This is a genomic window from Oxalicibacterium sp., from assembly GCF_057353965.1.
In genome coordinates, this window is record NZ_JBMQZD010000005.1 from 217,510 (window position 1) to 242,379 (window position 24,870).

Genomic DNA, 24,870 nt, shown 5'->3' on the forward strand with positions numbered 1-24,870 from the left:
TCATCGACGGCATTATAAGGGCGCGACGGAGGCAAGAAAGGCCGCGACGGGCATCGTCATCGACTGCGGCACGGCAGCCATCAGGACTTCGGCGTGATCGAGGCGATCGTCTGTTCGATGAAATCGCCTTCCGGTTCGGCGAAGCGGATGCGTACCGGATACCAGTTGCGCGCCGGTGCGAACCAGATGTCGATCTTCTGTTCCTTGCCGCCATCTTTGACGACCTTGCTGATCTTCACGGCACTCAGATCGCCCAGTGGCGATTTGATCTTTTCGGACTTGCCGACCTTGAAGTGCCAGGTTTCCGCATCCTTCTGTCCTGCCACGACGATGGCAAGCGAGGCGCCGGTCTTCAGTTTCGACGGCGTGCTGCGTGCCATCGTGGCCAGTTGCCAGACGATGCTGTTGCGATCCTGTTCGCCGCCCTTGATTGGCTGGCTGTTGCCGGAAGCGTTGAACGTGATTGTATTGGCCTGGCGATCGAAGGTCGTGACGGTTTCCTTCTTGCGGTAGCGTTTTTCGGTGGATGACAACGGCACCAGGCCGTTCGCATCGATGGTGCCTTCACTCTTCGCTTCCAGGATCTTGCCGAGCAGCATGGCGCGGGTTTCCGTCACGATCGTGTAGCGTCCGTCCTTGTTGGTCCAGTGCACGTCGGCGGAGCCATTGAGCGACAGGCCATGCTGGTTGGCGTTGATCGTGTAGTTCAGGTCGGCCGAGGGCGGCGGGCTGGTAGCACGCTTGCCTTGCGCCGCTGCGCCGTGCGAGGCGATCAGCGCGCACGCCAGCAGTGCTGCATGCACAGGGCGAATGGAGCGGAAAAGGGATTGCTTCATCGTTTTTACCGGTGTGAGGATGAAATAAGGTGGAAATATCTGACTAAGGTACAGCAGAATCGTTCAAGTCGGTCAGCGTCATGTTCAGGACGTCGCCATTGGGTTCCGTATAGCGCAGGCGTACCGGATACCACTGCAGTTGCGGTGCGAACCAGATGTCGAGCTTCTGGTCGCGACTGCGCGCACGCGGCGCGCGCACCACATGCCACGCACCGAGTGCGCGACCGTCGAAGTCGATATTCTCCTGTCCGACGACTTGAATCTGCCATGGTTCGGCATCGCGTGTGCCGGTGACGATGACATCGAACACGGCCCCGGGAACGTAGCGCGTTTCGTCGCCGCGGCCGATGCCGGCCAATTGCCAGATGATGCTGGCGCGATCCTGTTCGGTGCCGGTGCGCGGATAGGTTTTCGAAGAGGTCGAAAAGCTGATCGTATTGGATTCGCGCTCGAAGCGTGTACTGGTCTCGGCGCGTCGGAAACGCTTTTCGCTGTACAGATCGGGCGCGATGCCGCCATTCTCTATTGCGCCTTCGCTGTGGAAGTGCAGCGCGGTGATGAACAGTACCCCGAAATCGCCGTCGATCGTGTAGCGGCTGCCATCCTGATGCCAGGCGATGGTGCCGCTGCCATAGGTGGGCTGGCCGTCGACCGGTGTTTTCTGCACGTCGTATTCCAGTGTCGCGGAGGGCGGAAGGTCTAGCGTGTAATCCGGCTCCACCGGTTCGGCAGTCTCGCCTGCCGGATCGGTTGCAGTATCTGCTGCGTTTGCCGACGATGCGATGGCGTCGCTTTGGATATCGGCAGTTTGTTTCGCCGATGCGGGAGGAGCCGGCGGCTCGGATTTTTTCGGAGCGGGACGCGGTTTGGGATGCGGCTTTGGCCTGGGTTTGGGTTTCGGCTTGGGTGGCGGTGCCGGGGGAGGCGGAGGCGCGATCAGCTCTGCATCGATCACGTCATCTGCCGATGCCGCCGGAGACGGCAATGATATCCATTCGCCGGCGCGGCCGATGACCAGCAGATGCAGTAGAAGAGAAAAGCCCAGCACGAAAAGCCAGCGCAGCGATCTGCGTGCATCGGTGCGGGTGGCGGGTGGCGTCATGGCCGCTAGTGTAAACGAGCGCCTGTTCCGGTGTGCGTTCTGTTACTCTTGGCTATCCCGTTTTCGGAGTGTTGTCGTGACCCTGGATTTCCTGTCGATTGTAGTTTGCCCGCATGCCGTGCATGCATCGTCGTCGACAGATGTGTCGGCAAGGGGCGGCGACGCATGATCTGGTTTGTTTCCTATGTGCTGGCCGGCGCTTTCGTCGGCGTATTGGCGGGATTGCTCGGTATCGGCGGCGGCATGACACTGGTGCCGATCATCGCGGCATTGTTCGCCGCTCAGCATTTCGCACCGGATCACGTGGTGCATATGGCGCTGGCAACCTGCATGGCGTCGATCGTGTTCACATCCAGTTCCAGCGTGCGCGAACACATGAAGTTCGACGGCGTGGACTTTCACATCGTCAAGCGGATGACGCCGGGTCTGGTCGTGGGCAGTCTGCTGGCGACGTCGGTTTCGGCCTGGATTCCGCAACGCCATCTGGCCTTGGCCTTCGCCATCATCGTGTTTTTCGGCGCGACGCAAATCCTGCTGAACAAGAAGCCGAAAGCGGCACGCGAGCTGCCCTCGACCGGACCATTGTTCCTGGTCGGTTTGGTGATCGGCATCATCAGCGGGCTGGTGTCGGCAGGCGGCGCTTTCCTGACGATTCCGTTCATGCTGTGGTGCGGCGTGCCGATGAAAAAGACGATCGGCACCGGCGCGATGATGGGCATTCCGCTGGCCGTGGTCGGCACGATCGGTTACATCATCTCCGGCTGGCGCATTCCGGAACTGCCGGACGGTACGATCGGCTTCATTTCGATCACGGCATTGATCGGCATCGTCTGCGGTAGCGTGGTAACGGCGCCGCTCGGTGCGCGCCTTGCGCACCGGCTGCCGGTGCCGATATTGAAAAGGATTTTCGCCTGCCTGCTGTACATACTGGCGGCGAAGATGCTGTGGACCTACTGGTAGCGCCCGAGAAGGCGCCGAAGATCAGTTCTTGCGCGAGAACTTGGCGGCCAGCTGGTTCAGCTTGTCGGCGCGACGGCGGTCCGCTTCTTCGGCTTTGCGCTGCGTTTCTTCTGCCTGACGCTGTGCCTTGCGTTGTTCGGCATTTTTCTTGAAGCGTTCCTTCAGCGTCGTCGTGGCATGTGCACGATGTTCATCGGTCACCGCGTCGGCCTCGGTGCCGTCGAGGTTGAAGCGCACCGTGGCCTTTTCCATGCTTTTCAGATAGCGCAACGAATTGGTATGCATGCCCAGCGCCATGCGCAGTACGCGGCGGCTGACGTCGGGCATTTGCGCGATCAATTGCTTGTCGATGCCGATGGCCAGCGGTTGGCAATCGCCGAAGACGGTGAATTTTTCCTGGATTTCCTTGAGCAGTGTGCGTGCAGTCTGAAAAGCGGTCGGTACGGATTCGTTGGTCGTCATGAACGGCGAGGAACAATGGGTGGATACAGGGTGCGCAGGATATCATGCGCGCTGCGTAATTGCCTGTGATGGCGTGGTATTTATCCGACGTTGCCGCAATGAATGAACGTACTTCGAAACAAAAAATGATGATGGAAGAAAATGAAGATGACGGCATCGAAGAAGCGATCGAGCGGCCGTGGATCGTGTTGAAAGACACCTACGATATCGAAACCTGGATCGATCATCAAAGCCGTCATCTGCAACGCAGAATGGCCGGCGGCCGTGCCGACGCAGGGTGCGGCATCTGTTTTCGTCTGGAGGCAGGCGGCGAGATCTACATGCATACGTCGCCGGAAGGCATGGTGCTGCTGGACGTGACGGAAGAGGCAGAATGGATTGCGCCGCTGATCGTTGCGACAACCGGGGCGCAGATGCCGGCAGGCCGCATCTGGACGTTATCGGTGGAGAGCCTGACGCAACTGCTGTTCGGATTGAATGGACTGATTGCAGCGACGCGCATCGTGACCGATCACGACTTCCGCATCCGCAAGCGTTAAGCAAGCGCTAGGCATGCGTTGATCCGGCAAACACCGGATAAAAAAACGGCCCGGCGAGCAGTGCTCCCGGGCCGTTGTCAATCAACCACCGCTATGCGGCAGAAGTACCGGTAATGATTACGCTGCGGTAGCAGGCTTGCTGTGGCGCTTGGCAAGGTAGGTGCCGACGATGACGACGCCGACGGCCAGTACCAGACCAGGGATGCTCAGGTGGCCACTGCCGAACAGCGACAGCTCGTGGTGCGGAATGTTGGCTTCGATCCACGGTGCGACTGCGGTGTCGGAGAACAGCATTTCACCGGCCAGATAGCCCAGCAGTGCAGCGCCCAGCGTGACGATGATCGGGAATTTTTCCATCAGCTTCAACACCAGGGTGCTGCCGAACACGATCAGCGGAACGCTGATTGCCAGACCGATGATCAGCAGCACCAGGTTGCCGTTGGCGGCAGCGGCGACGCCGAGCACGTTGTCCAGGCTCATCACCAGGTCGGCGATCAGGATGGTCTTGATCGCGCCCCACAGATTGCCGTTGCCTTCGATCTCTTCTTCGCCTTCTTCTTCGGCAAGCAGTTGCACGCCGATGTAGAACAGCGCGACGGCACCGACCAGCTTCAGGTAGGGCAGCGTCAACAGTTTCAGTGCGAAGATGGTCAGCACGATACGCAGGATGATTGCTGCGGCGCTACCGTACAGGACGGCCATTTTCTTTTGCTTCGGCGGCAGCGATTTGGCCGCCAGCGCGATCACAACCGCGTTGTCACCCGACAGCACGATGTTGATCAGCATGATGTTGCCTAGGGCGGCCCAAAAGGCCGGGGAGCTTAAGAGTTCCATTATCTTCCTCAAGTTTTCTAGCGCGCTCCGTACGGCTGAAGCGACGTTGGTCAATGTGGCGGTCGTTTGTCGACCATGTTTTTATCGATCATCAGAAAAATCTGAAAGATCGTCTGTACCACTGCATTTATTCGCGCACTTCATCCGGCGCCGTGCCGGATATCCGTCCACCGTCGGAACTGCATCGAATCGGTGGCGGCGGAAAGCTGTATTTCCGAGGGAGATACGGCCTAAATGCACAGTCGCAGGTTATCGCCGCGGAGCTTAAGAAGACATGAAGATGATGTTAAGTACTCGTTAAAGTTGCTTTAAAATCAATTCGAAAATTACTGCCATTTTTTGGATTATTTTCTACATGCAGACTGGCGCCGAGGTATTCGCAGATGCGCATGACCAGTGCGAGTCCGAGGCCGGTGCCGGCCGAGCCGACCAGCGGTTTGGTCGGGATGCCGTTGCTGAGATGAGCGTGTACCGATTCCGACAGGCCGGGGCCGGTGTCTTCGACGATGACAGAGGTGTCCTGCACGCGCACGGTGACGGTGCCGCGCTCCGTGTACTGGCATGCGTTGCGGATCAGGTTGCCGATTGCGGAAGATAGCAATTCCTTATGCGCGGCGACGGCGAAATCGTTGTCGCCCTCGTAACGCAATTCGACGGGCTTGCCGGCAAGCAAAGGGCGGCAGCGTGCGACCTGCTCGCGGATGACGTCGTCGACATAGGTTTGCGGCCGGTTGATGCGATCCGGCGCGCGCGCCAGCATCAGCAGGACGCCGACGCATTCGGTTGCGTCGCTGGCGGCGCGCAGGATGCGTTGTGCGGCAACCTGCAGTGCCGGCTGGTCGGCAGTCTGGTCGACCAGCAGTTCGGCGGCGCCGGTGATGATGGTCAGCGGCGTGCGTAGTTCGTGGCTGACGTCGCCGGTGAAGAAGCGTTCGCGGGTCAGGAAGCGTTTTAATTCGGCCGTGTGGTCGGCGAAAGCGCGCGCCAGCACGCCGAGCTCGTCCTTGCTGGACAGCAGCGGCAGATTGGGTGAGACGCCTTCGTTGCTGACCGAATCGGCCAGATCGATGATGGGTTCGACGAAGCCGTGTGCGATGAAGCGGCCGAGGAACAGCGACAGTGCAACGAAGCCGAAGAAGCCGGCGATGATCATCGCCCAGATCGTGCGTTCGATGCTCTTGTATTCGCTGGCGCGGTCGACGACGACATATTCGCCGGCGTTATCTTCGCCGATCAGCACATGGACGACCTTGCCTTCGAAGACAGGTTTGTCGACGCCGTGCGGCAGATTGCGTAATTCTTCCGGAATGTCGGCACTGTGGTAGAAGCTGATGTCGGATGGCATTTCGACCGGCAGGCCGGCAGCATGGCGCGGTGAGGCCCAGGCGGCGATGCTGCGCAGGTGTTCGTCGACCAGCAGGTCTTCGACGCCTTCGATCGCGACGGCGGCAACGATGCCGAAGAAGGTACAGATCGCCAGCGCGAAGAACAGATACGCGATGACGATGCGGCGGCGCAGCGTGCTAGGCCGTGTCATCCGATGCCACCAATCGGTAGCCTATGCCCTGTACGGTGCGCAGCATGGCGAAGGAGTGGGACTTGTCCAGCGCCTGCCGCAGGGCGTGGATGTGAGTGCGCAGCGCATCGCTGTCCGGCGGATGATCACCCCAGACTTCCAGCTCCAGCGTTTCGCGCGAGACGACCTTGGGAGCTTCCTTCATCAGACAGGTCAGGATCTTGAAGCCGGTCTTCGTCAGGTTGATCGGCACGCCGTTGCGGCTGACCTGGTAGGTGGACGTGTCGAATACCAGATCGCCGACCGTCAATGCATTGGTTGTCTGGTTCTTGCCGCGCGCACGCCGGATCAGCGCTTTCAGGCGGACTTCCACTTCCAGCAGCGAGAACGGCTTGACCAGGTAATCGTCGGCGCCGCTGTCGAAACCGGCGACCTTGTCGTCCAGTGTGTCGCGTGCGGTCAGCATCAGCACCGGCGTGTCCTTCTTCAGTTCGTCACGGATGCGGTGGCAGACTTCCAGGCCATCGATGCCGGGCAGCTTGACGTCCAAGATCATCGCATCGTATTCGTGCTGCGCAGCCAGCGCGAAACCGGCATAGCCGTTGGTGGCTGAATCGAGTACGTAGCCGCGCGGCTCCAGGAATGCGTACAGGTTGGCGACGATGTCGGCGTTGTCTTCGATGATCAGGATGCGCATGGGTATGAAGGCGTCGGAGCGCCGTAGTCTTTCTGTCTGTTGCTGCTTGTTACGTAGGGGAAGGGGATGCGCGGCGCGGCGTTTCGCGCCGGCGGCAAGGCCGATCCAGCGCGTATCCTAGCATTCCGCCAATGTGCGCTGCCAGCGGCGAGGCGGGCAGTGCGGGTTGGCCCCCGCTTGTTGCGGTGGGTGATTATATGCGCGGATGGTGCATGCGCGGCGTCAATTCCTTGCCAGTGCCTTTTCGATATCGGCGACCAGCTTCGCGTCGTCCGGCGTCACTTTCGACGGATAGCTGCCGACGACATTGCCGCGGCGATCGAGCAGGATTTTGTGGAAATTCCATTTCGGCGGCTCCGCGCCGGCACGGAACAGCGATTGATAGAAGGCATTGGCCTGCGCACCTGTCACCGAACTCTTGGCAAACATCGGGAATTTCACGCCGTAGGTGTTAGTGCAGAAATCGGCGATCTTGCTGTTGGCGTCGGGTTCCTGCTGGAAATCGTTGGACGTGAAGCCGAGCACGACGAAACCTTGCGCCTGATAACGCGCGTACAACTTTTCCAGCCCCTCGTATTGGTTCGTATAGCCGCAATAGCTGGCGGTATTGACGACCAGGATCACGTTGCCGGCATAGCGGCACAGATTCTGCGGCGTTTCGTCCTGCAAGCGCGCGGGTGTGTGATTCAGTACGGCCGGGCAGGACGGTGCGGCAGGTGCCGGTGCGGCATTCTGGGCATGGGAAGGTGCGGCTGCCAGCATGCCGGTCAGCAGAAGAAGGCGCAGCAGCGACAAGCGAAGAGATAGGTGAGATAAACGAAGAAGCGGTCGGATCGTCATGGCAGATGGAAGTCTATGAGTGGAGGGCGTGGTTCGCACGAACAAATGGAATCCGGAGCAGTAACTGCGCATTTTCAGGGAAGTGCCTTATATCGTATTGCAATTTCATGACAAGTCGCCGACATCCGCTTTTAAACAGCCAAATTGAACAAATTGTTGCCATTCGTGAATTTCTTTCAGCGTTTTGCTTGACGAAAGCTGTCGGATTTGTCGGTTATGCGGGAATTTCTTGGTAGAATCAAGGACTTAACGCAATCCATCTCAATCCATATTAATAAGGGACGTATGCTGTACCCAGAATTGTTCAAATCGCTGGAGCAGGTTCGCTGGAACATGGAAAACGATATTCCATGGGATGAATTCGACGGTTCGAAACTGACCGACGAACAGGCACAAACGATTCGCATGAATGCGATCACCGAATGGTCGGCATTGCCGGCTACCGAGATGTTCTTGCGCGACAATCGCGGCGACAGCGATTTCTGCGCTTTCATGTCCGTCTGGTTCTTCGAAGAGCAGAAACATTCGCTGGTGCTGATGGAATATCTGCGCCGTTTCCGTCCGGAGCTGGTGCCGACGGAAGAGGAATTGCACAACGTGCGTTTCGAATTCGATCCGGCGCCTGCGCTGGAAACCCTGATGATGCACTTCTGCGGCGAAATCCGCCTGAACCACTGGTATCGTTGCGCCGCCGACTGGCATACGGAGCCGGTCATCAAGCAGATCTACAAGATCATCAGCCAGGACGAGGCGCGCCACGGCGGCGCCTACCTGCGCTACATGAAGAAAGCCTTGAACGAAGTCGGTGACAGCGCGCGTGCCGCATTCGCCAAGATCGGCGTACTGATGGCATCGGCGCGCCGCACCGAAAAGCCGCTGCATCCGACCAACCTGCATGTGAACCAGGCCCTGTTCCCGAACGATACGGTGCAGTCGCGCCTGCCGGACCCGGAATGGCTGGAGCGCTGGCTGGATTTCCAGATCAAGTTCGACAGCGAATGGGAAAAGAAAGTGGTCGACCGCATCCTGCACAACATGTCGCTGCTGTTCGAGCGCACGTTCGGCACGGTGCAAGAGCTTAACCGCTACCGCAAGGAAATCGTGAATCGCATGGGTGCGCAGCCGGAACCGGCCTGAGCATCGATTCTCTTTCAATCCGAAAAGCCGCAATTGCGGCTTTTCGTTTATGGCGATCAGGAGTGATGATGCAGCGACGTACGTTGATGAAGGCGATGATGGCGCTTTGCGTGGCGCCGGCTCTGGCGCATGCGCGCGGCGGGCAGGACGGTAAAACCATCGAGGTATACAAGAGTGAGACCTGCGGCTGCTGCACGCAATGGATCGCGCATCTGCAGGAAAACGGCTTTGCGGTAAAGGCGCACAACGTGCCTAATACGGCGGCGTATCGCGCGCGCCTTGGCATACCGGCTGCGCTGGGTAGTTGCCATACCGCGACTGTGGGTGGTTACGCGCTGGAAGGCCATGTGCCGGCCGCCGAGATACGGCGTTTGCTGGCCGAAAAGCCGCGTGCCGTCGGCCTGGCGGTCCCCGGCATGCCGCTTGGTTCGCCGGGGATGGAAATGCCGGACAGGGTGGCCGATGCCTATGATGTGCTGCTGTTGCGGGCGGATGGAAGTCAGGAAGTGTATCGGCGCTACGGCGCGCGATGAACGGGCGATGAGCCTGCAAATAAAAAGGACGCTTGCTGCGTCCTTTTTATTTGCTTCGTTGTTTATTTTTCGTCGGCGATGGCCATGGTTCAGTGATGATGGCCCATTTCTCCGTGATTCATGCTGCCATCGACGACGATGATCGTGGTCTCCACCTTGCCGCCCTTGCGGAAGGTCAGCGTCACCGGCAGCCTGTCACCGGCTTTCAACGGCGCTTTCAGACCCATCAGCATCAGATGATAACCCTCGCCGGGGCGCATGGTGATTTTCTCGCCCGGCTTGATGTCGATCGTGCCGATTTCGCGCATCCGCATCACGTTGCCGTTCATGGCCATCGTGTGGATTTCCACCGATTGCGCGACAGGAGACTGCACGGCGATCAGCGTGTCGGCATGGTCGCTGCGATTTTCCAATGTCAAATAAGCGCCGCCGCTGGTCTGGCCCGGCATGGTGGCGCGCGCATAGGAATGATCGATGCGGATGGCATCGGCCGGATGTTGCTGGGCAAGAGCGGCAGACGCCATCAACGCGGCCAACATAGATGCGATGAGGAATGTGACAGGGCGAAAGTTCATGATTTTCCCGTATCGAAAGCCACAGGACGGACGCGCCATGCGGCAGGTTGGAAAGAGGACATAGGCTGTCTATCGTAGCGTAAGTGCGTAACGCAAGTCTGTAGCGCAAGTTCGCAGCGCAAATCCGCCGATTCAGCTACCACCGGCGAAGCCGTTCTGCCGCCATGCTTCATAGACGACGACAGCGACGGTATTGGACAGGTTCAGGCTGCGATTGTCCGGGCGCATCGGCAGGCGGATGCGTTGCGAAGCGGGGAAAGAGTCACGCAACGCGGGCGACAGGCCACGCGTTTCCGAGCCGAATACGAAAATGTCGCCTGGCCGGAACGTCACGCCGGCGAAGGGCGTTGAGCCATGCGTCGTCAGTGCGAACATGCGCGTCGGGTCCAGCGGGGATTCGGGCGTGGCGGAATCAAGGAAGGCCCGCCAGTCGCGATGCACCTTCATCGTTGCATAGTCGTGGTAATCGAGGCCCGCGCGACGCATTTTTGCATCGTCAAGCGGGAAGCCGAGAGGCTCGATCAGATGCAATTGTGCGCCGGTATTGGCGCACAGGCGGATGACGTTACCGGTATTGGGCGGAATTTCTGGTTCGACCAGAACGACGTGAAACAAGCGATTCTCCTTCTTGATGCGCAGATCGGGTGCGTGACGTATGCGGCATACGTCACGGGCGCCATGATACTTGCACTGCCGCTGCCGGTCGCTATTTTAGCGGCGTGCGTGCAAATACCAGATTGGTGACGCGGGAAGCGCCGCTGCGCTTCAGCGTGGCGGCGATCTCGTTGAGCGTTTCTCCGGTGGTCATTACATCATCGACGATGGCTACTTGCCGGCCCTGGATGCGCTCGATCGCATGCTTCTGCAACACAAAGGCATGGCGAATGTTGCGATGCCGCTCGTCGGGATGCAGCCGCGACTGCATCAGCGTTTCGCGCGAGCGCGCCAGCAATTGCGGTTCGAATGGGACTGCAAGCATGCGCGCCAGCGGCCGAGCGATTTCCAGTGCCTGATTGAAGCCGCGTTCCGCCAGACGTTTGTCGCCCAATGGAACTGCGGTCAGCAGATCCGGCATCGGCATGTCGGATTGTTGTATCGCCTGATGCAGCAGACGTGCGAACAGTGGCGCGAGCGCGAGGCGGCTGCCGAATTTCAGCGCCAGCACCAGATGATCGAGCGGCGCAGCGTAATCGGCCACGACGATGGTGGCATCGAAGGCGCGCGGTGCTGTCAGGCAGGCACCGCATCGTTGCGGGCCAAGTGTTTCGTTTGCGGAAACAGGCAGTGCGCATTGCGGACAACGATGATCGTGCGTGGTGAGGAAATGCTTGCTGCAGGCATCGCACAATGCTGCATTTCCGGTCGAGCCGCACAGGGCGCATGAGGATGGGATGGTGCGCGAAATGGCATGCGGAATGGCGGATGGCAGGCGTCGCGCCAATTGCAGCGTCCAGTCGGGAAACCGATCGAGCATCGCAGCCTTGTCTCCATGCGTGTAAACTTGTGCGCATTATCTCATTGCCGGTTCTGTTTCCATCGTGCCTGTCGAACATACCCCGTCGGATTCCCATCTCAGTGCGCCCATCGATCTGGCGCGTGTGCGTGCGCTGTTCGGCGATTCGTCGCGCATCGCCGAATCGCAATTCCTGCGCCGCGAGGTGGCGCAGCGCATGCATGAACGGCTGATGCTGATCAAGATCGAACCGCATCGCGTGCTGGATGCCGGTTGCGGCGAAGGTGCGGATCTGGCGGCTTTGCAGAAACGCTTTCCACAGTCCGAAGTGATCGGGCTGGATGCATCGGCGGCAATGCTGCAGCACGCGCAATCGGTGCAAAAGGAAGGGCTGTCGGCATTGCATCGTTTATTGCAGCAATGGCTGCCAGGCAGAAACGGATTGCTTGGCGCGCGCGGTGGGCTGTTGTCGGGCAATTTTGCGCAGTTGCCGTTTGGCGCAGATGCGGTTGATCTGGTCTGGTCAAACCTGGCGTTGCACTGGTATCCACAGCCCGATCGCGTATTTGCCGAATGGCGGCGCATTCTGCGCCGAGACGGCTTGTTGATGTTTTCCTGTTTCGGCCCTGACACGTTCAAGGAATTGCGCGCTGCCTTTGCGGCTGCCGACGCCATGCCGCATGTGCTGCCGTTTGTCGACATGCACGATTTCGGCGACATGCTGGTCCAGGCCGGGTTTGCCACGCCGGTGATGGACATGGAAACGCTGACCGTGACCTACGGTTCGGTCGAGCGGTTGATGGCGGACGTGCGTGCCTGTGGCGGCAATCCGCTCGATACGCGCAGTCGCGGACTGATGGGGCGTCAGGCGTGGCAGCGCGTCACGGATGCGCTGGAAGGAATGCGATCCGCGGACGGCAAGATTCCTTTGACGTTCGAGATCGTCTACGGCCACGCTTTCCGGCCGGTGCCGCGCACGACGTCGAGCGGGGAAGCGATCATCCGCTTCGACTTGCCAAAGAAATAAGGGAGATTCTCCCCCGGATGCATTTGCAGGTGTCATGCTGCAGTGCGCAAAGTTGTCGTGAAGAGGCTGTGCAAAAGAAACGGAATCGGGCGTAAAGCCATGCGTGGCGTGCGCTGCGGTGCAGGATTTTTTATGCTTGATCAGTCTGACAATTCAGACTTATACTTCGACGGTTTTGCGCGATGGTGATATGGTGGGCGCAGTCCGTTCAGGCGGTGCACGATGGGATCGAACCGTGAATGGCTGCTGAAGCGTAACTGCTCCATTTCCCCGCGACAGTTGGCGAAGGCCTACGCACTTCTGTGTACGGCATCGCTGGCGGTCGCAATCTATTTCACCTATCGCGGCGCGTGGTTCATCCTCGGCTTTTCGTTAATGGAATTGACGGCGGTTACCTGTGCATTCATCCATTACGCTCGCCACGCGACAGATCGCGAACACATCGTCCTGTCGGACGACTGGCTGTTGGTCGAGCTGGTCCGGGGCGAGAAGTCGCAGCAGTTCCGATTGAGACGGAACCGGACAATCATTATTCAACCGGCTTCGCACAATCGATTGATTGGTCTGGAATCTTCCGGTATACGTGTCGATGTCGGACGATTCCTGACGGAAGGCAAGCGGCGACAGTTCCTGCAGGAGCTGCGCCGGGAACTGGGTGAGGAGACAAGCAGGTTTACCCGGTACCAATAACAAAATTCTTATTTTGGGCTTTTGGGGAAATCATGAAACATGCGAAGCGCCTTCAATCGTTGATGTTCGGTGCGTCGCTGCTGGCGGCGGGCATGCCGTCCTGGGCAGTGACCGATAGTCCCGGCGGACCGGCAGTGCGTCAGCTCAATTTTCAGCAGCCCGTCACGAAGATCGCCGAGGAAATCTACTCGCTGCACACCATGATGCTGATCATCTGCCTGGTGATCTTCATCGCCGTGTTCGCGGTGATGTTCTACTCGATTCTCAAGCATCGCAAATCCCTTGGCCACAAGTCGGCCACCTTCCATGAAAGCACCGCAGTAGAAATTGCCTGGACCGTCGTTCCCTTCCTGATCGTCATCGGCATGGCATTGCCGGCGACCAAGACGGTGGTCGCGATGAAGGACACGTCGAATGCCGACATCACGATCAAGGCGACCGGCATGCAGTGGAAGTGGGGCTACGATTACCTGAACGGTGAAGGTCAGGGCATCAATTTCCTTTCCAATCTGGCGACGCCGCGCGAACAGATCGTCGACTCCTCGATTGCCAAGAACGAGAATTACCTGATCGAGGTCGACAATCCGGTCGTCGTTCCGGTCAACAAGAAGATCCGCATAGTGCTGACGGCCAACGACGTCATTCATGCGTGGATGATTCCTGCATTCGGCGTCAAGCAGGATGCGATTCCTGGCTTCGTGCGAGACACCTGGTTCCGTGCCGAGAAGATCGGCACCTATCGCGGCCAGTGCGCGGAACTGTGCGGCAAGGATCACGCCTTCATGCCGATTGTCGTGAATGTCGTCAGCGAAGAAGACTACAAGAAGTGGGTCGACGAGAAGAAAAAGGAAATGGCAGCCAATGCCGACGATCCGACCAAAACCTGGACGCTGGACGAGCTGATCCAGCGCGGCGAAAAAGTCTATGCCGCCAATTGCGTTGCCTGCCATCAGGCCAATGGCAAGGGCGTGCCGGGCAGTTTCCCGGCACTGGACGGCGGCCCGCTGGTATTGGGACCTAAAGCAGGGCAAATCGATATCGTGATGCACGGCAAGAACGCGATGCCGGCATGGGCGCCAGTACTGTCCGATACCGAGATTGCGGCCGTCATCACCTATACGCGTAACAGCTGGTCCAACAAGGCTGCAGAGAACATCGTGCAACCGGCCGAAATCGTCGCCGCACGCAAGTAACAATCAGGAGACTTGAGATGAGCACAACTGCAGTCGATCATACGCACAATGCAGCGCACGGTCACGACCACGCGCACGATCATCCGCACGGCTGGCGCCGCTGGGTCTACGCGACCAACCACAAGGATATCGGCACCCTTTATCTGTGGTTCTCCTTCGCCATGCTGCTGTCGGGCGGCGTTCTGGCGATGCTGATTCGCGCGGAGCTGTTCCATCCCGGCCTGCAACTGATGCAGCCGGAATTCTTCAATCAGCTGACGACGATGCACGGCATCATGATGGTATTCGGCGCCATCATGCCGGCGTTTGTCGGTTTTGCGAACTGGATGGTGCCGCTGCAGATCGGTGCATCCGACATGGCGTTCGCGCGCATGAACAACTTTTCGTTCTGGTTGTTGCCGCCGGCTGCCATCCTGCTGGTTCTCTCCTTCTTTGTGCCGGGCGGTGCTACGGCCGCTGGCTGGACGCTGTATGCGCCGCTGACGGTGCAAATGGGGCCTGGCATGGATCTGGCGATCTTCGCGCTGCATATCATGGGTGCGTCGTCGATCATGGGTTCGATCAACATCATCGTCACGATTCTGAACATGCGCGCGCCCGGCATGACACTGATGAAAATGCCGATGTTCTGCTGGACGTGGCTGATTACGGCCTATCTGCTGCTGGCCGTGATGCCGGTGCTGGCCGGCGCGATCACGATGACGCTGACCGACCGCCATTTCGGCACATCGTTCTTCAATGCCGCAGGCGGCGGTGATCCGGTAATGTATCAGCACATCTTCTGGTTCTTCGGACATCCGGAGGTGTACATCATGATTCTGCCGGCGTTCGGCATCGTCTCGCACATCATTCCGGCTTTCGCCCGCAAGCAATTGTTCGGTTATGCATCGATGGTCTATGCGACGGCATCGATCGCGATCCTGTCGTTCATGGTGTGGGCACATCACATGTTCACGACCGGCATGCCGGTGACCGCACAATTGTTCTTCATGTATGCAACGATGCTGATCGCAGTGCCGACCGGCGTGAAGATTTTCAACTGGGTGGCAACAATGTGGCGCGGTTCGATGACGTTCGAAACGCCGATGCTGTTCGCGATCGGCTTCATCTTCGTGTTCACGATGGGCGGCTTCACCGGGCTGATCCTCGCTGTGACGCCAATTGACATCCAGCTGCAGGATACCTACTACGTGGTGGCGCACTTCCATTACGTGCTGGTGGCCGGGTCGCTGTTTGCTCTGTTTGCCGGTTTCTACTACTGGGGTCCGAAATGGACCGGCCACATGTACAACGAGACGCGCGGCAAGATCCATTTCTGGGGCTCGCTGATCACCTTCAACATCACGTTCTTCCCGATGCACTTCCTGGGGTTGGCCGGCATGCCGCGCCGCTATGCCGACTACCCTGCGCAGTTCACCGATTTCAACATGATCGCGTCGATCGGCGGCATCGGCTTCGGCGTGATGCAGTTGTACTTCCTGCTCGCCGTCGTGCTGCCGACGATCCGTGGTGGAGCGCCGGCAGCGGACAAGCCGTGGGACGGTGCGGAAGGTCTGGAATGGACAGTGCCGAGCCCTGCGCCTTTCCATACGTTCGAAACGCCACCGACCGTCAAGTGAATCGCGGACGCCGACGGGCATAGCCATGGATGAGCTGAAACGACGTAATCTGCGCACCGCCATCATTCTGGCGGTGATCGCGGCGATGTTCATGTTCGGCGTGATCGCCAAGCATGTCTGGTTCATGTGAGACAAAGATGGAAAAACGCAACGACAATGCGACGCACCGGCTGAATGCCAGGATGTTCGGCAAGCTCGTTGTCGTTGCGGTCATGATGTTCGGCTTCGGCTACATGCTGGTGCCGCTGTACAAGCAAATCTGCGAACTGACAGGCATCAATGTCCTGGCCTTCCAGGAAACGGAAGGCGTGAAGGTCAAGCCGATCGACAATTCGCAGATCGACAAGAGCCGGACGATTACCGTCGAGTTCGATGCGAACACGCAGGGGCCGTTCCGCTTCCGTCCGACGGTCAGCAGTATGCAGGTGCATCCGGGCGAGATGACGCAGGTCGTGTACGAAGTGGTCAATACGCAGCCGCGCACCGTGGAAGCACAGGCGATACCGAGCTATGCCCCGCAACAGGCGGCGCCACATTTCAAGAAGGTCGAATGCTTCTGTTTCCAGCAACAGACGTTGACGGCCAGCCAGGCAAGACAAATGCCTGTCGTGTTTTATCTGGATCGGGATTTGCCGAAGGATGTAAAGACGATCACGTTGTCGTATACGTTTTTTGAAATCGGCGGCCGGGACAACAAGAAGGCAGAAACAACATCGCCGGCGACGGCAGGGTGATACCGGATGAGGCCGAGCTGTTCTCGGTCTTATCGTTGCATCGCATGACTGATTGATAGATATATTATTTATGGATATCGGGAGATGGAGATGAGTACACAACATACGGAAGCGCCGTATTATTTCGTGCCGGGCCCGTCCAGATGGCCGCTGCTGGCCGGGATATCGATGCTGGTTGTGATGATCGGTGCATCGGCGTGGGTCAATGGTGCCGGTTGGGGCGCGTATGTGAACATGATCGGCCTGCTCGGTGTGCTGTACGTTCTCTATCACTGGTTCGGTGACGCGATCAAGGAATCGGAAGGCGGGCTGTACAGCAAGCGCATCGATGCCTCGTTCCGCTGGAGCATGAGCTGGTTCATCTTTTCCGAAGTCATGTTCTTCGGCGCATTCTTCGGCGCCTTGTTCTATGCCCGCAGCATCACGATGCCGTGGCTGGCCGATCTGGATCACAAGATCCTGTGGCCGGATTTTGCAGCGCACTGGGGCAATATCGGTCCGGCCGGCACGATCGAATCCTTCGCGACGATGGGGCCGTTCTGGATTCCGACCATCAATACGGCGTTGTTGCTGACGTCCGGCATCACACTGACGATTTCCCATCATGCGATTCGTGCCAATCACCGTCAGCAGGCGGCGATCTGGTTGTTTCTGACGATCCTGCTCGGCGCGATCTTCATGGGCTTTCAGGCATACGAATACATCCACGCCTATACCGAGCTGAATCTGAAGCTGACGTCAGGCATTTACGGCTCGACTTTCTTCCTGCTGACGGGATTTCACGGCTTCCACGTAACGATGGGTGCGATCATGCTGAGTGTGGTGCTGTATCGCATCCTGAAGGGGCACTTCACACCGGATCACCATTTTGCCTTCGAAGGTGCAGCCTGGTACTGGCACTTTGTTGACGTCGTGTGGCTCGGTCTGTATGTGGTCGTGTACTGGCTGTAGCGCGATATTCTGCGATGAAAAAAGCCGCACTTTGGTGCGGCTTTTTTACGGACGAAACAGCAGCGCTTAAAACAGAATGCTACCGGCAGATCATCACAGGCAGGACGTTAGCGAATGCCGGTAGGCTGGATGTAGCCGAGATGCCAGGCAATCAGGATCAGGATGAACAGCGTGACCGAAAAGCCGACGCGCATGGCCAGCGCCTTCACGGTACGATTGCTTTTTCCCTTGTCGCGCATCAGGAAAAACAGTGCGGAGGCGAGGCTGGACAGGATCAGGATGAAGGCGATGGCGACGAGAATTTTCATGCGTGTGACCGAATGGAAGAGCCGGCGCAGCCCTATTGAGTGAAACGACATTGTAATGCGATTCAGATTTCGACTGGTTCCATTTATCGCGACCGTCATCGTGATGGTAGCCGGCATATCGCTTGCCCAATGGCAAACGCGGCGCGGTGACGAGAAACTGGCGATCGAAGCGATGATGCGCGCGCGTCAGGCCGAAGCGCCGATCCGGTTTGACGGCCAAGCGCTGACCCACATGCCGACCTCGGAAATCGAATATCGCCATGTATTGCTGCGCGGCGAATTCGTGCACGGCTGGCCCGTTTATCTGGACAACCGTCCGCACGACGGCATTGCCGGGTTCTATCTGTTGATGCCGTTTAAAATAGCGACCACCGATTTGCATGTGCTGGTTGCACGCGGCTGGATTCCGCGTAATCCAGTGGTGCGTACGCAACTGCCGCCGATAGTCACGCCGACAGGGATGGTGGAAATCGAAGGTGTCTTGCGCTATGGCGTCGGCCACGTCATGCAGCTGGGTTCACCCGAGGCATTAAAACCAGGGGCGATCGTGCAGAATCTGGATGCGGCCGAGTTTGCCGCGGCGAGTGGCCTTGGCACATATCCGATGCTGGTCGAGCAGACGAACGATACGCATGACGGTTTGGTACGTGACTGGCCGTTGCCGTCGAGCGGTGTGGAAAAACATCGCGCCTATGCCTTCCAGTGGTATGCACTGACGGCGATGGCATTTCTCTTTTTTGTCGTGACGGGATTCAGACGTGGAAGCAAACAAGAAAGCAGATAAACCGAACAAGCATGCGGGCCGCTGGAAGTTGTTCGCCGTCATCCTGGTCTGCGCCTCGCCGATCATCGCTTCCTATCTGACGTATTACGTCATCAAGCCAGAGGGGCGGACCAACTACGGCGCATTCATCGATCCGCGCGATTATCCGATTCCCGATTTGCACAGCAAGGCGCTGGACGGCGCGCCGACGGGTCTCGACGCATACAAGGGCAAATGGATCATGCTGCAGGTGGATAAGGCGGACTGTGCCGATGCTTGCCGCAAGAAACTGTACGACATGCGCCAACTGCGTCTGACGCAGGGCAAGGAAATGGATCGCATCGAACGCGTCTGGTTGATCACCGACGAACAGCCGCTGGATACCATGCTGATGCGCGAATACGACGGCACGCACATGCTGCGTGCCAGCTCCGATCTGGTGAAGAGCTGGCTGCCGGCGGAGGACGGCACTACAGTCTATGACCATCTGTACATGATCGATCCGCTAGGCAACCTGATGATGCGGTTTCCGAAGGATGCCGATCCGAACCGGATCAAGAAAGATCTGAATAAATTATTGAAAGCTTCATCAATTGGATAACTTCGGTCTGTTGTTTCAACTGGCGACCAAGGGCATTCTGGTCGCACTGCTTGCATTTCTGATCGTCTGGTCGTCGAAGGACAGCAACAAGTATCGCAAACTGGTGTGGGTGACGTTGTTTCTCACCTTCGACGTCATCATGTTCGGCGCTTTCACCCGCCTGACCGATTCGGGTTTGGGCTGCCCCGACTGGCCGGGTTGCTACGGGCACTCCAATCCGTTGCAGGCAATGGAACATATCCGTGCGGCGGAAGCTGCGATGCCGGATGGTCCCGTCACGGTGATGAAGGCGTGGATCGAGATGATTCATCGCTATCTGGCGATGGGTATCGGCGTACTGATCATCGCCATCGTTGTGATTTCCTGGCGTTTCTGGCTGCGCAGCGGCAAGACGCAATCGCAGTTTTCGCCGCGCTTCCCGGTTGCATTGTTTCTGTTCGTCTGCGTGCAGGGCGCGTTCGGCGCATGGACGGTGACGATGAAGCTGCAGCCGATCATCGTGACGATCCATCTGCTGCTGGGCATGACGCTGCTGGCGATGCTGACATGGGTCGCGGCGCGGCAGAACGATCATCCGGCAGTCGCTCGCGCTGCGTTATCGCTGCGCGCGCCGGCATGCATTGCACTCATCCTGCTGGCAATGCAGATTGCATTGGGCGGCTGGGTCAGCACCAATTACGCGGCGCTGGCGTGCATGGATTTTCCGTTGTGTCACGGCGCGCTGGTGCCGCAGATGGATTTCCAGCATGGTTTCACGCTATGGCGTAGCCTGGGCAAGACTGCCGACGGCGACTATCTGCCGTTCGCCGCATTGACAGCGATTCACTGGACGCACCGGGTGTTCGCCTTCATCGTTGCCGCGTGGATTGCATGGGTTGCCTGGAGGGCGCTGCGAATTCCAGGCCTGAAGCGGATCGGTCGTGCACTGCTGGGTGCATTGGCGTTGCAGATCGCGATCGGCATCGCCACCGTTTCTCTGAAATGGCCGCTGGCATTGGCAGTGGCGCATAACGGTTGCGCTGCGCTCCTCGTGCTGTTGACCGTCATGTTAAACTACAAGGTCAGAATTCCAGGGCGGATCGGCGAGAACTGACAGAATGGCAAGTCGTCGAACGCTGTACAGCGCCGTATTCACAAATCACGCATGACCACTTTGACTGCCTCTCCCAATCGCATGGCCCAGTACTGGGCGTTGACCAAGCCACGCGTTACGCAGCTGGCGGTGTTCTGTGCGGTGATCGGCATGTTTCTCTCCACGCCGGGATTGCCGGATCTGCAGCTGGTAATCGCTGCAACGATCGGCATCTGGCTGCTGGCCGGCGCGGCTTTCGCAATCAATTGCCTGGTGGAACGCGAGATCGATTCGCGCATGGCACGTACCGCCCGCCGTCCGCTGGCGCGTGGCGAAATCACCGTGATGCAGACGCTGGTCTTTTCCGGCGTCATCGGCGGCGCCGGCATGTGGGTGCTGTACAACTTCGTCAATCCGCTGACGATGTGGCTGACCTTCGCTACCTTCGTCGGCTATGCCGTCATCTACACGATGATCCTGAAGCCGGCGACGCCGCAGAACATCGTGATTGGCGGCCTGTCCGGCGCGATGCCGCCGGCGCTGGGCTGGGCGGCAATCGCCAACGATGTGCCGATGCAGGCATGGATTCTGGTCATGATCATCTTCGTCTGGACGCCGCCGCATTTCTGGGCGCTGGCGCTGTATCGTCGCGACGAATATGCGAAGTCGGGCCTGCCCATGCTGCCGGTCACGCACGGCAAGGAATTCACGCAATTGCAGGTCTGGCTGTATTCGATTGCGCTGGTGGCGACGACGATGCTGCCGTTTGCCGTCGGCATGAGCGGCCTGATTTATCTGGCTGTCGTGACGGTACTCGACGTCATTTTCCTCTGGTATGCATGGCAGGTGTACCGCCATTACACAGACCGGATTTCGCGCAAGATGTTTGCGTATTCGATCGTCTATCTGTCGCTGCTGTTCGCGGCGCTGCTGGTCGATCACTATCTGCGATTCTGACAATATGCGCTTGCGAATTCTTCTCGCCTTGTGCGCGACCGTTCTTGCGTTGGCGGCTTGCGGCAAGAAGCCGGAAGCTTTCCAGAATACCGATGTGACGGGATTGGCCTACGGCCGCGATTTCTCGCTGCATGACCACAATGGCAAGCTGCGCACGCTGGCCGATTTCCGTGGCAAGGCGGTTATCGTTTTCTTCGGTTTCACGCAATGCCCCGACGTCTGTCCGACGACGATGCTGGAAATGGCGAACGTGATGAAGGCGCTGGGGCCAGATGCCGATCGCGTGCAGGTGTTGTTCATTACTCTCGATCCGGAACGCGATACGCCGGAATTGCTGGCGCAATACGTGCCGGCTTTCGACAAGCGTTTCCTGGGTTTGCGCGGCAATCTGGAAGAAACCGACAAGGTCGCCAAGGAATTCAAGGTGTTCTATGAAAAGGTGCCGGGCAAGACGCCAGGCAGCTACACGATCGATCACATGGCCGGCAGCTACGTGTTCGATCCGCAGGGACGTATCCGCTTGTTCATCCGGCACGGCCAGGGCGTGGAGTCCATTGCGCACGATCTGAAGATTCTGCTGGCCGAAAATTCCTGACATCGCATCGAATCAAGAAAAGAAAAAAGCGCCCCGTGGGGCGCTTTTTGTTTGTGCGATTACCGAGACGTCAGGATGCGTAGGCCGTCAACGAACCTTTCATCTTCTTCAGCGCGACGGCCTCGATCTGGCGAATGCGCTCGGCAGACACGCCGAACTCGTCGGCCAGCTCGTGCAGGGTTGCACCGGAACCGTCATCGTTCGCAAGCCAGCGCGCCTCGACGATGCGGCGAGAGCGCGGATCGAGCTTGCCCAGTGCTTCGGACAGGCCTTCGGTCTGCAAACGATCGTATTCCTGCGATTCCAGCACACGCGTCGGCTCCTGCGATTCCGACGACAGGTAGGCAATCGGCGCGAACTTGTCGTCTTCGTCGTCGGTAGGCGCTTCCAGCGCAATGTCGCGACCGGAAAGACGGGTTTCCATCTCGATCACTTCCTCGCGCTTGACGTTCAGCGTTTCGGCCAGCGCGTTGACCTGATCCGGCGTCATTGCATCGAGTCCGGTCTTGTGGCTGCGCAGGTTGAAGAACAGCTTGCGTTGCGCTTTCGTCGTTGCAACCTTGACCAAGCGCCAGTTCTTCAGGATGTACTCATGGATTTCAGCCTTGATCCAGTGCATCGAATACGACACCAGACGCACGCCCTGATCGGGATCGAAACGCTTGACCGCCTTCATCAGACCGATATTGCCTTCCTGAATCAGGTCGGCGTGCGGCAGGCCGTAACCCAGATAGCCGCGTGCGATCGATACGACCAGGCGCAAATGCGACAGGATCAGCTTTTGTGCAGCTGCCAGATCATTCTCGTCGCGCAGGCGGCGTGCCAGAGAAGCTTCCTCTTCCTGCGTCAACATGGGCATGCGGTTGACTGCAGAAATGTAGGAGTCGATATTGCCCAACGCGCCCGAAAAACCCAGCGACAACAGGTTGTTGCCAGAAGGGATGATTGCGGTTGATGCAGTTGTTTTCATGGTTTCTCCTTGCATTCAGGAACGGTTTTCCGTTCAGCCAAATCCGTCAAGAACAAATATTAGCACTCTCTTGTAAGGACTGCTAATCGATGTTTTATACCGAATCGATAGTCAAAACACTATTGATAAATTGGCTATCATTGTTCTTTGCGTCAATCGTTAGAATGGGAATTCCCGCTGAAGTTGCGTACTTCAAGAAACTTTACAAAACGAATTGCCGCAAATAAGCGGTGGGAGAATCACAGGAAACAGAGGTAAGCGGCGATAGTAACCGCTTACCTTGATGAGGAGGGCGTCAATCCGAAAGGCGCGCCAGTTGCCGTGTGACGGACAGCAGAGCGCCAAACAATCCCAGAAAGGCGCTGATTGCCAATAGGACAAGCATCGTCAGCGGGTCCAGCGAGACCAGTTGGAATTCGGAGGCATAAAGTCGGGCGAAATCGGCGATTGCCGCATTCATCGGATACAAGGCCAAGGCGACCGCAATCAGGGCGACGCCGCCGGCAATCAGGCCCAGCAAGGCCCCGGTGTAATAGAAAGGGCGGCAAATGAAGGAATCCGTGGCGCCGACCAGCCGGGATACTTCGATTTCCTCGCGCTGCGTCATCACCTGCAGGCGGATCGTATTGAAGACCACGGCGACCACGACCACGCCTAGCGTGACGGCAAGGAACAGCAGCACCAGCCGCATCACCTGCAGCAATGCGGCCAGGCGCTTGACCCAGGCCGAATCGACCTGCACGACATCCACGCCGTCGAGCTTTTGCAAGCCGGCCGCGATTGCCTCCACCTTGCCGGCATCGTCGCCGCTTTTGAATCCGATCATCCTCACGACATAGGCATCGGGCAGCGGATTGCTGCCCAGCGTAGTGATGGCGTCTTCCAGTCCGGTGCGATCCTTCAGCGTCTCCAGCGCTTTTTCGCGCGGAATGAAATTCAGCTGGATCTTGTGCCCGGCTTGCTGCGCGATACGGCGAATGTCGTTGCCGACGGCATCGGCGCGATCCCGCGTGGCATCCATCTGCATGAAGACACTGATTTCAGGTTCCACCGCCAATTGTTCGGAAACCGGCCGTACGTTTTCCAGCAAGGTAAGACCGGCAAACGGCAGCGCCAGTGCGATCGCCACCACCAGCACGTTCAGCAGGAAATTGCCCGGCGTGCGCAGCAGATGGCGAAACGCATCGCCGAGCGCGAAGACGTGGTGTCTGAACCAGCCCGTCATGCGATCTCCTGCGGCGTGGCGCGGCGCCAACTCTCAAGGATGCGGCCATGATCCAAGTAGATCACGCGTGTTGCCGTATCGAGGAACTGTTCGTCGTGGGTGGAAATGAGGCAGGTGACGCCGACCGAATGGAAAGCCTTCAGCGCGTCGAGCACCTTGTTGGCGGCTTCGCGATCGAGATTTGCAGTTGGTTCGTCGGCGAGGATGATCTGCGGGCGATTGACGATGGCGCGCGCGATCGACACTCGCTGCTGCTCGCCGCCGGACAGCATCATCGGCGCCATCGGCGCCTTGTCGAGCAGGCCGACCTTGTCCAGTGCCGCACGCGCACGGCGTTCGGCATCGGCGCGCGTGGCGCCGCAGACGATCAGCGGCAGCATCACGTTGGCCAGCACAGTGCGATCGTCGAGCAGGCGCTGCTGCTGAAAGATCAGGCCCAGATTGCGGCGCAGATAGGGCAGGCCTGACGGGCGGATGCGGCCGATGTCGTAACCGCTGACGTTGACGCTGCCTTCGGTTGGCCGCTCCATCGCGGCGATCAGTTTCAGCAGTGTGGACTTGCCCGCGCCGGACGGACCGGCGAGGAAGACCAGTTCCCCTTTGTTGACCGACAGCGAAATGTCGGTCAGGGCCGCGATATTGGGCGGATAGCGTTTCGATACCTGACGGAATTCGATCATC

30 protein-coding genes are annotated in these 24,870 nt (G+C 58.6%); 16 read left to right on the forward strand and 14 right to left on the reverse strand.

From position 1 onward, the window contains the following. Positions 1-80 precede the first annotated feature (80 nt). Together ACO1VH_RS10660 and ACO1VH_RS10665 are read right to left on the reverse strand one after the other, a co-directional pair. Positions 81-836 (reverse strand): DUF3108 domain-containing protein, encoded by a 756-nt coding sequence (locus ACO1VH_RS10660; protein ID WP_486244443.1) that lies wholly within the window; start codon positions 834-836, stop codon positions 81-83. Between the two features lie 43 nt (positions 837-879). After that, positions 880-1,938: a DUF3108 domain-containing protein gene (locus ACO1VH_RS10665; protein WP_486244444.1), complete on the reverse strand. Its 1,059-nt coding sequence runs from the start codon at positions 1,936-1,938 to the stop codon at positions 880-882. A gap of 165 nt (positions 1,939-2,103) precedes the next feature. Between ACO1VH_RS10665 and ACO1VH_RS10670 the strand changes: the two genes are divergently transcribed. Continuing rightward, complete coding sequence (locus tag ACO1VH_RS10670; protein ID WP_486244445.1) at positions 2,104-2,898, forward strand: sulfite exporter TauE/SafE family protein; 795 nt, start codon at positions 2,104-2,106, stop codon at positions 2,896-2,898. 21 nt (positions 2,899-2,919) lie between these two features. On the opposite strand, the gene ACO1VH_RS10675 is transcribed toward ACO1VH_RS10670, so the two are convergent. Continuing rightward, a complete protein-coding gene (locus ACO1VH_RS10675; protein ID WP_486244446.1) occupies positions 2,920-3,360 on the reverse strand; it encodes a ProQ/FINO family protein in 441 nt (146 codons plus the stop codon). Positions 3,361-3,458: 98 nt separating this feature from the next. Between ACO1VH_RS10675 and ACO1VH_RS10680 the strand changes: the two genes are divergently transcribed. Continuing rightward, positions 3,459-3,899 carry a hypothetical protein gene (locus tag ACO1VH_RS10680; protein ID WP_486244447.1) on the forward strand — a complete coding sequence of 147 codons (441 nt, stop codon included), beginning with the start codon at positions 3,459-3,461 and terminating at the stop codon, positions 3,897-3,899. A gap of 117 nt (positions 3,900-4,016) precedes the next feature. Here ACO1VH_RS10680 and ACO1VH_RS10685 read toward each other — a convergent pair whose 3' ends face one another. The 4 genes from ACO1VH_RS10685 to ACO1VH_RS10700 all read right to left on the reverse strand — a co-directional run bounded on the left by ACO1VH_RS10685 (position 4,017) and on the right by ACO1VH_RS10700 (position 7,786). After that, positions 4,017-4,733 carry a TerC family protein gene (locus ACO1VH_RS10685; RefSeq protein ID WP_486244448.1) on the reverse strand — a complete coding sequence of 239 codons (717 nt, stop codon included), beginning with the start codon at positions 4,731-4,733 and terminating at the stop codon, positions 4,017-4,019. Between the two features lie 286 nt (positions 4,734-5,019). Further along, the gene (locus ACO1VH_RS10690; RefSeq protein ID WP_486244449.1) at positions 5,020-6,270 is read right to left on the reverse strand and encodes a sensor histidine kinase; all 1,251 of its coding nucleotides are present in this window, start codon (positions 6,268-6,270) and stop codon (positions 5,020-5,022) included. Then, positions 6,257-6,946 carry a response regulator transcription factor gene (locus tag ACO1VH_RS10695; protein WP_486244450.1) on the reverse strand — a complete coding sequence of 230 codons (690 nt, stop codon included), beginning with the start codon at positions 6,944-6,946 and terminating at the stop codon, positions 6,257-6,259. The genes ACO1VH_RS10690 and ACO1VH_RS10695 overlap by 14 nt, the downstream gene beginning before the upstream one ends. Positions 6,947-7,168: 222 nt before the next feature. Beyond that, a complete protein-coding gene (locus tag ACO1VH_RS10700) occupies positions 7,169-7,786 on the reverse strand; it encodes a glutathione peroxidase (RefSeq protein WP_486244451.1) in 618 nt (205 codons plus the stop codon). A gap of 285 nt (positions 7,787-8,071) precedes the next feature. Here ACO1VH_RS10700 and ACO1VH_RS10705 point away from each other — a divergent pair, with 285 nt between their 5' ends. Then, complete coding sequence (locus ACO1VH_RS10705; RefSeq protein WP_486244452.1) at positions 8,072-8,923, forward strand: ferritin family protein; 852 nt, start codon at positions 8,072-8,074, stop codon at positions 8,921-8,923. 65 nt (positions 8,924-8,988) lie between these two features. Further along, positions 8,989-9,456: a DUF411 domain-containing protein gene (locus ACO1VH_RS10710; protein WP_486244453.1), complete on the forward strand. Its 468-nt coding sequence runs from the start codon at positions 8,989-8,991 to the stop codon at positions 9,454-9,456. Between the two features lie 89 nt (positions 9,457-9,545). Here the strand turns inward: ACO1VH_RS10710 and ACO1VH_RS10715 are convergent, their stop codons facing one another. The 3 genes from ACO1VH_RS10715 to ACO1VH_RS10725 form a co-directional block, all read right to left on the reverse strand. Beyond that, a complete protein-coding gene (locus ACO1VH_RS10715) occupies positions 9,546-10,031 on the reverse strand; it encodes a copper chaperone PCu(A)C (RefSeq protein WP_486244454.1) in 486 nt (161 codons plus the stop codon). Between the two features lie 132 nt (positions 10,032-10,163). After that, entirely contained in the window at positions 10,164-10,646 is a 483-nt protein-coding gene (gene trmL / locus ACO1VH_RS10720) for a tRNA (uridine(34)/cytosine(34)/5-carboxymethylaminomethyluridine(34)-2'-O)-methyltransferase TrmL (RefSeq protein ID WP_486244455.1), read from the reverse strand. A gap of 91 nt (positions 10,647-10,737) precedes the next feature. Beyond that, a complete protein-coding gene (locus ACO1VH_RS10725; RefSeq protein ID WP_486244456.1) occupies positions 10,738-11,505 on the reverse strand; it encodes a phosphoribosyltransferase family protein in 768 nt (255 codons plus the stop codon). A 64-nt stretch (positions 11,506-11,569) separates the two neighbouring features. On the opposite strand from ACO1VH_RS10725, the gene ACO1VH_RS10730 reads away from it, so the two are divergent. From ACO1VH_RS10730 to ACO1VH_RS10760, 7 genes are all read left to right on the forward strand, one after another. Further along, on the forward strand, positions 11,570-12,511 hold the full coding sequence (locus ACO1VH_RS10730) for a methyltransferase domain-containing protein (protein ID WP_486244457.1): 942 nt from the start codon (positions 11,570-11,572) through the stop codon (positions 12,509-12,511). 222 nt (positions 12,512-12,733) lie between these two features. Next, complete coding sequence (locus tag ACO1VH_RS10735; protein ID WP_486244458.1) at positions 12,734-13,201, forward strand: DUF2244 domain-containing protein; 468 nt, start codon at positions 12,734-12,736, stop codon at positions 13,199-13,201. Between the two features lie 32 nt (positions 13,202-13,233). After that, positions 13,234-14,394, forward strand: coding sequence for a cytochrome c oxidase subunit II (gene coxB, locus ACO1VH_RS10740; RefSeq protein ID WP_486244459.1), 1,161 nt, complete (start codon positions 13,234-13,236; stop codon positions 14,392-14,394). Between the two features lie 17 nt (positions 14,395-14,411). Further along, positions 14,412-16,013 carry a cytochrome c oxidase subunit I gene (gene ctaD, locus ACO1VH_RS10745; RefSeq protein WP_486244460.1) on the forward strand — a complete coding sequence of 534 codons (1,602 nt, stop codon included), beginning with the start codon at positions 14,412-14,414 and terminating at the stop codon, positions 16,011-16,013. A 25-nt stretch (positions 16,014-16,038) separates the two neighbouring features. Further along, positions 16,039-16,143 (forward strand): cytochrome oxidase small assembly protein, encoded by a 105-nt coding sequence (locus ACO1VH_RS10750; RefSeq protein ID WP_486244461.1) that lies wholly within the window; start codon positions 16,039-16,041, stop codon positions 16,141-16,143. 7 nt (positions 16,144-16,150) lie between these two features. Beyond that, positions 16,151-16,747, forward strand: a complete 597-nt coding sequence (locus tag ACO1VH_RS10755) for a cytochrome c oxidase assembly protein (RefSeq protein ID WP_486244462.1) — start codon at positions 16,151-16,153, stop codon at positions 16,745-16,747. Between the two features lie 90 nt (positions 16,748-16,837). Beyond that, on the forward strand, positions 16,838-17,698 hold the full coding sequence (locus ACO1VH_RS10760) for a cytochrome c oxidase subunit 3 (protein ID WP_486244463.1): 861 nt from the start codon (positions 16,838-16,840) through the stop codon (positions 17,696-17,698). Between the two features lie 107 nt (positions 17,699-17,805). Here the strand turns inward: ACO1VH_RS10760 and ACO1VH_RS10765 are convergent, their stop codons facing one another. Next, on the reverse strand, positions 17,806-18,006 hold the full coding sequence (locus ACO1VH_RS10765) for a twin transmembrane helix small protein (protein ID WP_486244464.1): 201 nt from the start codon (positions 18,004-18,006) through the stop codon (positions 17,806-17,808). A gap of 55 nt (positions 18,007-18,061) precedes the next feature. Between ACO1VH_RS10765 and ACO1VH_RS10770 the strand changes: the two genes are divergently transcribed. From ACO1VH_RS10770 to ACO1VH_RS10790, 5 genes are read left to right on the forward strand one after another with little or no spacing between them, the layout of a single operon-like run. Further along, positions 18,062-18,790 (forward strand): SURF1 family protein, encoded by a 729-nt coding sequence (locus ACO1VH_RS10770; RefSeq protein WP_486244465.1) that lies wholly within the window; start codon positions 18,062-18,064, stop codon positions 18,788-18,790. Further along, positions 18,765-19,370 carry an SCO family protein gene (locus ACO1VH_RS10775; protein WP_486244466.1) on the forward strand — a complete coding sequence of 202 codons (606 nt, stop codon included), beginning with the start codon at positions 18,765-18,767 and terminating at the stop codon, positions 19,368-19,370. The genes ACO1VH_RS10770 and ACO1VH_RS10775 overlap by 26 nt, the downstream gene beginning before the upstream one ends. 7 nt (positions 19,371-19,377) lie before the next feature. After that, entirely contained in the window at positions 19,378-20,463 is a 1,086-nt protein-coding gene (locus tag ACO1VH_RS10780; protein ID WP_486244517.1) for a COX15/CtaA family protein, read from the forward strand. Positions 20,464-20,514: 51 nt separating this feature from the next. Continuing rightward, the gene (cyoE, locus tag ACO1VH_RS10785) at positions 20,515-21,399 is read left to right on the forward strand and encodes a heme o synthase (protein WP_486244467.1); all 885 of its coding nucleotides are present in this window, start codon (positions 20,515-20,517) and stop codon (positions 21,397-21,399) included. Between the two features lie 4 nt (positions 21,400-21,403). Next, positions 21,404-21,994 (forward strand): SCO family protein, encoded by a 591-nt coding sequence (locus tag ACO1VH_RS10790; RefSeq protein WP_486244468.1) that lies wholly within the window; start codon positions 21,404-21,406, stop codon positions 21,992-21,994. A 70-nt stretch (positions 21,995-22,064) separates the two neighbouring features. On the opposite strand, the gene rpoH is transcribed toward ACO1VH_RS10790, so the two are convergent. The 3 genes from rpoH to ACO1VH_RS10805 all read right to left on the reverse strand — a co-directional run bounded on the left by rpoH (position 22,065) and on the right by ACO1VH_RS10805 (position 24,869). Continuing rightward, positions 22,065-22,964, reverse strand: coding sequence for an RNA polymerase sigma factor RpoH (gene rpoH, locus ACO1VH_RS10795; protein ID WP_486244469.1), 900 nt, complete (start codon positions 22,962-22,964; stop codon positions 22,065-22,067). A 295-nt stretch (positions 22,965-23,259) separates the two neighbouring features. Then, entirely contained in the window at positions 23,260-24,189 is a 930-nt protein-coding gene (ftsX, locus tag ACO1VH_RS10800; RefSeq protein WP_486244470.1) for a permease-like cell division protein FtsX, read from the reverse strand. Continuing rightward, positions 24,186-24,869 (reverse strand): cell division ATP-binding protein FtsE, encoded by a 684-nt coding sequence (locus ACO1VH_RS10805; protein WP_486244518.1) that lies wholly within the window; start codon positions 24,867-24,869, stop codon positions 24,186-24,188. The genes ftsX and ACO1VH_RS10805 overlap by 4 nt, the downstream gene beginning before the upstream one ends. Between the last annotated feature and the right edge of the window lies 1 nt (position 24,870).